The following is a 5770-nucleotide window of genomic DNA, read 5'->3' as shown; positions in this document are numbered from 1 at the left end:
GTCCCAGGTCACGCTGCGCTACGTGAATGGCCGTCCGGTGTCCGTGAACACCGTCGTGCTGTCGACCCAGCACGCGCCGGAAGTGAGCCACAGCCAGATCGAGGAAGCGGTGATCGAGGAGATCATCAAGCCCGTGCTGCCGCGCGAGTGGCTGCAGGATACCCGCTACCTCGTCAACCCGACCGGCCGCTTCGTCRTCGGCGGKCCGCAGGGCGACKSCGGSCTSACSGGYCGCAAGATCATCGTSGACWCCTACGGCGGSRYCGCMCSSCACGGCGGYGGCGCSTTCTCCGGCAAGGACCCGTCCAAGGTCGACCGCTCGGCCGCCTATGCCGCGCGCTATGTCGCCAAGAACGTCGTGGCCGCCGGCCTGGCACGCCAGTGCCAGGTGCAGGTCAGCTACGCGATCGGCGTGGCCCGTCCGATCAACATCACGGTCTATACGGAAGGTACCGGCGTCATTCCGGACGAGAAGATCGCCGAACTGGTGATGGAACACTTCGACCTGCGCCCGAAAGGCATCGTGCAGATGCTCGACCTGCTGCGTCCGATCTACGCCAAGTCGGCCGCCTACGGTCACTTCGGCCGCGAAGAGCCGGAGTTTACCTGGGAACGCACCGACAAGGCCGCGCTGCTGCGCGCCGAAGCCGGCCTGGCATAAGCCTGCATCGCATGTTGCGGGCGTAGCAAAACGTTCGCTGACGGTGGGCATAACGAGGCACCTCGAAAAACCGTCGCGAGCATCGCAGACCAAATCTGTAACGCGCAGCAGGTTTTTCGACGTGCCGAACGCTGTCCACCGTGCTACACTTATTAATTCCGAGGAGCGTTGCGACGAGATTCCCCATCTCGCCAGGCTCGGATATCAACACTGCGCTCACGTTACTTTTTTCTTAACTTGAAAGGAGGGCGTGATGAGCGCCGTACTCAAAGACACCACCCAGGATTACCTCGTTGCCGACATCGGCCTCGCCTCGTGGGGCGAGAAGGAAATCCGCATCGCCGAAACCGAAATGCCGGGCCTGATGGCCATCCGCGACGAATACGCGGCCAGCCAGCCGCTGAAGGGCGCGCGCATCGCCGGTTCGCTGCACATGACCATCCAGACCGCCGTGCTGATCCGCACGCTGGAAGCCCTCGGCGCGCAAGTGCGCTGGGCATCGTGCAACATCTATTCGACGCAGGACCATGCCGCCGCCGCGATCGCCTCGGTCGGCACGCCGGTCTTCGCCGTCAAGGGCGAGACGCTGGACGAATACTGGGAATACACCCACCGCATCTTCGAATGGAGCGATGACGTCTACGCCAACATGATCCTGGACGACGGCGGCGACGCGACGCTGCTGCTGCACCTGGGCGTGCGTGCCGAGAAAGACATCTCGGTGCTGGACAAGCCGGGTTCGGAAGAAGAAATCTGCCTGTTCAACGCCATCAAGGGCCGCCTCGCGCGTGACCCGCAGTGGTATTCGAAGCGTCTGCCGCAGATCAAGGGCGTGACGGAAGAGACCACCACCGGCGTGCACCGCCTGTACCAGATGCATGCGGAAGGCAAGCTGGCTTTCCCGGCCATCAACGTCAATGACTCCGTGACGAAATCGAAGTTCGACAACCTGTACGGCTGCCGCGAATCGCTGGTCGATGGCATCAAGCGCGCGACCGACGTGATGGTCGCAGGCAAGATCGCCGTCGTGGCCGGCTATGGTGACGTCGGTAAAGGTTCGGCCCAGGCGCTGCGCGCGCTGTCGGCCCAGGTCTGGGTCACCGAGATCGACCCGATCTGCGCGCTGCAGGCCGCGATGGAAGGTTACCGCGTCGTGACGATGGACATGGCCGCCGAACACGGCGACATCTTCGTCACCTGCACCGGCAACTACCACGTSATCACCGAGCAGCACATGCTGCGCATGAAGGACCAGGCGATCGTCTGCAACATCGGCCACTTCGACAACGAGATCGAAGTCGCCGCGCTGCGCAAGTACGAATGGGACAACATCAAGCCGCAGGTCGACCACGTGATCTTCCCGGATGGCAAGCGCATCATCCTGCTGGCCGAAGGCCGCCTCGTGAACCTGGGCTGCGGCACGGGCCACCCGTCGTATGTGATGAGCTCGTCGTTCGCCAACCAGACCATCGCCCAGATCGAACTGTTCACCAATACCGCCGCCTACCCGGTCGGCGTGTACACGCTGCCGAAGAAGCTGGACGAGAAAGTCGCCCGCCTGCAGCTCAAGAAGCTCAACGCCCAGCTGACCGAGCTGACCGAAGAGCAGGCCGCCTATATCTCGGTGAGCAAGGAAGGCCCCTACAAGGCGGAACACTACCGTTATTGATCTGGTAAGCTCTTCCGTGAATTGACGCCGCGCATCACTGTCGGATTCCATCGTCGGCAGTGGTGTCGCGGGCTGGATAATTACTCACGAAAGACACAAACATGCGTTTGCTCCTGACCTGGCTGATCAATGCCGCGGCCCTGATGGCCCTGCCTTACCTGATGCACTCCGTCGTGGTCGACAATATCGGCACTGCCCTCGTGGCCGCGCTGGTGCTGGGTCTGGTGAACACGGTGATCCGTCCGGTGCTGGTCGTGCTGACCCTGCCCGTGACGTTCCTGTCGCTCGGCCTGTTCATCCTGGTGATCAACGCGCTGCTGTTCTGGCTCGTCGCACACCTCGTCGAGGGCTTTCACGTGGCCGGGTTCGGGTCCGCTTTCCTGGCGGCGATCCTGTACAGTGTCATTTCGTGGGCGCTTTCTACCTTACTTCTGAATCAAGATGGAAACCCCTAACATCAGTATCGAGTTTTTTCCGCCCAAGACGCCCGAGGGTGCGGAAAAGCTGCGTGTGGCTCGCCAGAAACTGGCCGAGCTCAATCCAAAATATTTTTCCGTGACGTTCGGCGCCGGCGGCAGCACCCAGCACGGGACGTTGTCGACCGTGCTCGAGATCCTGGCCGAAGGGCACGAGGCTGCACCGCACCTGTCCTGCATCGGCGGCACGCGCGAATCGATCCGCGCGATCCTGCAGGAATTCAAGGACAAGGGCATCCGCCGCGTCGTCGCCCTGCGGGGTGACTTGCCCAGCGGCTATGGCGGCGCGGGCGAACTGCGCTATGCCAGCGACCTCGTCGAGTTCATCCGCCAGGAAACGGGCGACTGGTTCCACATCGAAGTCGCGGCGTATCCGGAAATGCACCCGCAGGCCCGCTCGCCGCAGGACGACCTGCAAGCCTTCGCCCGCAAGGTGCAGGCCGGCGCGAACGCTGCCATCACGCAGTATTTCTACAATCCGGACGCGTATTTCCAGTTCGTGGACAATGCGCGCAAGCTGGGCGTGGACGTGCCCATCGTGGCCGGCATCATGCCGATCACCAACTTCACCCAGCTGATGCGCTTCTCGGACATGTGCGGCGCCGAGATTCCGCGCTGGATCCGGCTGAAACTGGCCAGCTTCGGCGACGATTCGGCGTCGATCAAGGCATTTGGCCTGGATGTCGTCAGCGGCCTGTGCGAACGCCTGCTGGCCGGCGGCGCACCCGGTCTGCATTTCTACAGCATGAACCAGGCGGCGGCTACGACTGCGGTCTGGCAACGTATCACCGGCGCCTGATGCGCTCGATCGCCATGAATGCCCGTGCGGCCGCGTGGTCGCGCGGGCATTTTGTTTATGTCACATTGCTCGTTTCCGTCACGATGACGTCCAGCGGCACGTCGTGCGGCGCATGCGAGAACACGGCTTCCTGGTTACTGTAGGCAATGCCCAAGGTGTGCGGACGGGGCGGCAGTTCGAGGGTGCGGTCGTAGTAGCCGCCGCCGTAGCCGAGACGATATCCCTCCGCATTGAAGCCGAGGCAGGGGATCAGCAGCGCGGGCGGGCGCTCGATGAAGCGCAGCTGGGCCGGTACCTGCACGCCGGCCTCGTCCGGCAGCATGGGCTCACCGGGCGTCCATTCCGTGAACGTCAGCGGCGCATCCCGTTCCATGACTACAGGCAATGCCAGGCGTACGCCGGCCTGGTGTAATTCCGCGTAGGCGGCCCGCAGGTCGGGCTCGCCGGCCAGCGGCCAGTACACGCCGAGCACAGGAACTTGCCGCATGCGCCACCAGGCAACGACTTGGGCACCGATATGCGCATCCCATTGGACCTTGATTGCCGGGTCAAGCGCCCCACGTGCAGTCCTGAGCACCCTGCGCAGCGCCGTCTTGGCCGCCTGTTTCTCGTCCGCCACGCTTGGGAGCGAGGCTGGCAGGCCGTCGGGCCCGCATGGTATTCTTGATTCGCCGGTCATGGATGAAATGAAGCCTACATTGAACATTGAATTGTTGATGTCGCAGAAACTGTTTGCCGGCACCGCCATCGCCGCTTCCAGCCTGCTCTTTCTCGCGTCGCCCGGTGTCGCGGCCCAGTCTGCCTCTCCCGGCACGACCCAGCCCGCGCCCGGTGGGGCGACGCCCGCCTCACCCGCGCCGGGCGTGGCGACGCCCGGCGTACCCACGCCTTCCGCTCCCGTCATGACGCCGTCAGTGGCGTCCGCGCTGACGCCGCAATCGGATGCCACGCGCGAGCAGGACGCGATCTTCATGCAGTTGCGCGACGCGGCCCGCAAGAACGATGCCGACAAGGTCGCCGAGCTGGCGGCCCGTTTGCCGAACTACGCGATTCCGTCCTACGTCGACTATTATCGGCTGAAACCGCGGCTGCGCGATGCGTCCAGCGACGAGATCCTCGATTTCCTGAAACGCTACGACGGCAGCGCCATCGCCGACCGCCTGCGCAATGACTGGCTGCTGGAGCTCGGCCGCAAGCGCGACTGGGAGAACTTCGACCGCGAACTGCCGCTGTTCGTCAAGAACGACGATTACCAGGTCAAGTGCTACGCGCTACTGTCGCGCGCTTCGAAAGGGCAGAACGTGGCGGCCGAGGCCAGGATGTTGCTCGACAATCCGCCGTTGTATGGCGAGGCGTGCGCCGCCCTCGTCAATCAACTGGTCCAGTCCGGCCAGTTCACGACGGCCGACCTGCTGGCCCAGTTGCGCCTGGCCGGCGAGATGCATGCGACAGGACCGTCGCGCCGCACGGCGCTGCTGCTGGACGCGTCGGACACCCGCGCCGCCCAGGCCGTCGACCTGCCCGCCGTGGTATTGGCGCGCGGCATCGGCAATACCACGGCCGAACACGAGATCTACCTCGTCGCCATCGGCCGCGTCGCGCGCACGAGCCTGAAGCTGGCGACGGTGGCGCTGAACAAGAGTGCGTCCAAACTGAGCGCCGAGGAAAGGGCGATCGGCTGGGCGAACATCGCGCTCGCCGCCTCGCTCACGCTGGCGCCCGAGGCCTATGACGACTGGAAGAAGGCGGCCGGGGCGCCGCTGACGTGGAACCAGCTGGAATGGAAGACTCGCATCGCGCTGCGCCAGGGCGACTGGAAGACGGTGCGCGCGACGATCGAGGCGATGCCGATGCAGCAGCACGACGAGCCCGTCTGGACCTATTGGCTCGGTCGTGCGTTGCAGGCCGAAGGCCGCCGCGAGGATGCGCAGGCATTGTTCCGCCGCATCGCCGACCAGAACAATTTCTATGGCCAGCTGGCGATGGAAGAGTTGGGTATGCAGGTCACCATCCCGCCCAGCGCCGTGCCGCCCACGCCGGCCGAGCTGGCGCAGGTGGCCGCCAATCCCGGCTTCAAGCGGGCGCTGAAATTCTTTTCCATGCGCATGCGCTTCGAGGGCACGCGCGAATGGAACTGGGCGCTGAACGGCTTTACGGAACGCCAG

General features: G+C 64.3%; 5 protein-coding genes, 1 pseudogene and 1 riboswitch. Of the genes and pseudogenes, 5 read left to right on the top strand and 1 reads right to left on the bottom strand.

The window, feature by feature from the left end:
- From metK to metF, 4 genes are all read left to right on the top strand, one after another.
- On the top strand, nt 1-661 hold a 661-nt coding region (gene metK / locus AC1DYX_RS26705), incomplete at its 5' end, for a methionine adenosyltransferase (RefSeq protein WP_477264510.1).
- Between the two features lie 154 nt (nt 662-815).
- Nucleotides 816-886: riboswitch (S-adenosyl-L-homocysteine riboswitch) on the top strand.
- A gap of 28 nt (nt 887-914) precedes the next feature.
- Nucleotides 915-2330, top strand: a complete 1416-nt coding sequence (gene ahcY / locus AC1DYX_RS26700) for an adenosylhomocysteinase (RefSeq protein ID WP_477264508.1) — start codon at nt 915-917, stop codon at nt 2328-2330.
- 101 nt (nt 2331-2431) lie between these two features.
- Nucleotides 2432-2785, top strand: coding sequence for a phage holin family protein (locus AC1DYX_RS26695; protein ID WP_477264506.1), 354 nt, complete (start codon nt 2432-2434; stop codon nt 2783-2785).
- Nucleotides 2772-3605: a methylenetetrahydrofolate reductase [NAD(P)H] gene (gene metF / locus AC1DYX_RS26690; protein WP_477264504.1), complete on the top strand. Its 834-nt coding sequence runs from the start codon at nt 2772-2774 to the stop codon at nt 3603-3605. The genes AC1DYX_RS26695 and metF overlap by 14 nt, the downstream gene beginning before the upstream one ends.
- Nucleotides 3606-3660: 55 nt before the next feature.
- On the opposite strand, the gene AC1DYX_RS26685 is transcribed toward metF, so the two are convergent.
- Nucleotides 3661-4509, bottom strand: coding sequence for a 5-formyltetrahydrofolate cyclo-ligase (locus tag AC1DYX_RS26685; RefSeq protein ID WP_477264502.1), 849 nt, complete (start codon nt 4507-4509; stop codon nt 3661-3663).
- Between AC1DYX_RS26685 and AC1DYX_RS26680 the strand changes: the two are divergent.
- A pseudogene (locus AC1DYX_RS26680) lies at nt 4508-5770 on the top strand (lytic transglycosylase domain-containing protein); the annotation flags it as partial. The gene AC1DYX_RS26685 and the pseudogene AC1DYX_RS26680 overlap by 2 nt on opposite strands.

It is taken from the genome of Massilia sp. P2_C2 (assembly GCF_056404615.1).
Note: the sequence above shows the minus strand (reverse complement) of the source record. Positions and strands in the feature narration are given on the sequence as shown.

Coding starts and splice junctions, on each gene's coding strand:
- metF (WP_477264504.1), top strand. CDS start 2,772: ATGGAAACCCCTAACATCAGTATCGAGTTTTTTCCGCCCAAGACGCCC.
- AC1DYX_RS26695 (WP_477264506.1), top strand. CDS start 2,432: ATGCGTTTGCTCCTGACCTGGCTGATCAATGCCGCGGCCCTGATGGCC.
- AC1DYX_RS26685 (WP_477264502.1), bottom strand. CDS start 4,509: ATGACGGGAGCGGAAGGCGTGGGTACGCCGGGCGTCGCCACGCCCGGC.